Here is a 2,714-nt window from a genome sequence, read left to right on the forward strand (position 1 = left end):
ACCCCCCCCCCCCCCCCCCCCCCCCCCCCCCCCCCCCCCCCCCCCCCAACCCCCCCCCCCCCCCCCCCCCCCCCCCCCCCCCCCCCGGGCGCGGCACCCGGTGTCGCGGTCGAGGCGGTGGGCGTCAGCAAGCGGTTCGGCGCCACCGCCGCGCTCGTCGACGCCGGTATCTCGATCACCACGGGTGAGACACACGCCCTGGTCGGCCGCAACGGTGCCGGTAAGTCCACTCTGGTCTCGATCCTGACCGGCCTGCAACGGCCGGACAGCGGCGAGGTCCGGTTCGGTGGCGAGCCGGCCCCGCCGCTGGCCGACCGGAACGCCTGGCGTCGCCGGGTCGCCTGCGTGTACCAGAAGTCGACCATCATCCCGACGCTGAGCGTGGCGGAGAACCTCTTCCTCAACCGGCAGACCGAACGTGGTCCGATCGCCTGGCGGCAGCTCCGTCGCCGGGCCGGCGACCTGCTGGAGGAGTTCGGCCTGGCGGTCGATCCGAGCCGGCTCGCCGGCGAGTTGAACGTCGAGCAGCGGCAACTGGTGGAGATCGCCCGTGCGCTCTCCACCGGTGCCCGGTTCATCATCCTGGACGAGCCGACCGCACAGCTCGACGGCATCGCCATCGAGCGGCTCTTCGACCGGCTGCGGGGCCTGGCCGCCGCCGGGGTGACCCTGCTGTTCATCTCGCACCACCTCCAGGAGGTGTACGAGGTCTGCGACACGGTCACCGTGCTGCGCGACGCCCGCTGGGTGCTCACCCGTCCGGTCGCCGAGCTGGACCGCAAGGCGCTGGTCGAGGCGATGACCGGGGAGGCGATCGGTCTGGTCGACGGCGGCATCCGGCCGCCGCTGCCGGCGGACGCGCCGGTGAGTCTGCGGGTCGACGGGCTCCGGCTCGCCGACGTGTACGACGACATCAGCATCGAGGTACGGGCCGGTGAGATGGTCGGTGTCACCGGCTCCGGCAGCAGCGGCAAGGTTTCGCTGGCGGAGAGCATCAGTGGTCTGCGTCGGGCCGACGCCGGCACGGTGGTGGTCGGTGACCGGGTCGTACCGCCGGGCAGCGTGCCCGCCGCGCTGGCCGCAGGGATCGGCACGGTGCCGCAGGACCGCCACCGGGAAGGGCTGATTCCGCTGCTCAGCATCGCGGAGAACGCCACCCTGCCGATCTCCGGCCGGTTCGGACCGGCCGGGGTGATCGTGCCGAAACGCCGTGACGCCGTCGCCGAGGCGATGATCGAGCGGTACGACATCAAGGCGCCCGGACCGGACGCACCGGTGAACAGCCTCTCCGGTGGCAACGCCCAGAAGGTGGTGCTCGCCCGTGCGCTCTCCACCGATCCCCGGGTGCTGGTGCTGATCAACCCGACCGCCGGGGTGGACGTGCGGTCCAAGGAGTCACTGCTCGGTGCGGTACGCGACGCGGCCGACGCCGGCACCGGCGTGCTGATGATCTCCGACGAGCTCGACGACCTGCGTACGTGTGACCGGGTCCTGGTGATGTTCCACGGTCGGGTGACGCGGGAGCTGGCACCCGGCTGGGCGGACGCCGACGTCGTCGCCGCCGTGGAGGGAGTGGCCGCGGAACAGTCGGCGGCCCCGGAAGGAGCCGAGAAATGACCGGAACCACCACCACCGTGGCGCCCCCCACGGTGGCCGCCGGACGCCGGCTGCGCCTGGCCGGCCTGCGCGACCTGGCGCTGGTGCCCGCGATCCTGGTACTGATCGTGGTCGGTGCGCTGGTCGATCCGGTGTTCCTGAGCACCGCGAACATCATCAACGTGTTGCAGCAGCAGACCGAGTTGTCCCTGCTGGTGCTGGCCGAGGCGATCATCCTGATCGGTGGGAAGTTCGACCTCTCGCTGGAGTCGACCGTCGGCCTGGCGCCCGCGCTCGCCGTCGCGTTGGTCATCCCGGCGGTCAGCAACGGCCTCGGCACCGACTGGCCGTCCACGTTGGCGATTCCGATCTGCCTGCTGATCGGGTTGCTGGTCGGGGCGTTCAACGGGGTGTTGATCCTGCGGTTGGGGCTGTCGGCGTTCATCGTGACGCTCGGCATGCTGATCGTGCTGCGGGGTCTGCAGATCGGCATCACCGGTGGGCAGAACCTGTTCGAGCTGCCGCCGTCGGTGCTCTACCTGGGCAACGCGCTCTGGCTCGGGCTGCCGGCGTCGATCTGGCTCTGCGGGGCGCTGTTCGTGGTCGGCATCGTCGTACTCGGGTTCTTCCGGTCGGGTCGGTCGATCTACGCGATCGGTGGCAACGCCGACGCCGCCCGGGCGGCCGGTATCCGTACCGACCGGGTGGTGTTCATCGTGTTCATGGTGGCCGGTGTGCTGGCCGCGCTGGCCGGGCTGCTGATGACCGGTCGGCTCGGCTCGGTCGCCGCCGCCCAGGGCCAGGGCATGATCTTCACCGTGTTCGCCGCGGCGGTGATCGGTGGGGTGAGCATGGACGGTGGCAAGGGCACGCTCTTCGGTGCCCTCTGCGGTGTGATCGTGCTCGGTCTGATCAACAACATCCTGACCCTGGCCGGGGTCTCCGCGCAGTGGATCCAGGCCATCTACGGTCTGATCATCCTGGTCGCGTTGCTGCTGGCCCGGCTCACCACCGGCAAGGCACAGGACTGAACGTCGCGGGGGGGGGGGGGGGGGGGGGGGGGGGGGGGGAGGGGGGGAGGAGGGGGGGGAGGCTGCAGGGGGGCGGCGAAAGGGAGG

Annotated in this window: 2 protein-coding genes; both read left to right on the forward strand. The window is 71.7% G+C overall.

All coding sequences use genetic code 11. The features are described 5' to 3' along the window. Positions 1 to 117: 117 nt before the first annotated feature. Positions 118 to 1,617, forward strand: coding sequence for a sugar ABC transporter ATP-binding protein (locus ACZ6QQ_RS31025; RefSeq protein WP_465881111.1), 1,500 nt, complete (start codon positions 118 to 120; stop codon positions 1,615 to 1,617). After that, positions 1,614 to 2,627 carry an ABC transporter permease gene (locus ACZ6QQ_RS31030; RefSeq protein WP_465881112.1) on the forward strand — a complete coding sequence of 338 codons (1,014 nt, stop codon included), beginning with the start codon at positions 1,614 to 1,616 and terminating at the stop codon, positions 2,625 to 2,627. The genes ACZ6QQ_RS31025 and ACZ6QQ_RS31030 overlap by 4 nt, the downstream gene beginning before the upstream one ends. Positions 2,628 to 2,714 lie beyond the last annotated feature (87 nt).

Source organism: Micromonospora sp. NPDC049529 (genome assembly GCF_055586685.1).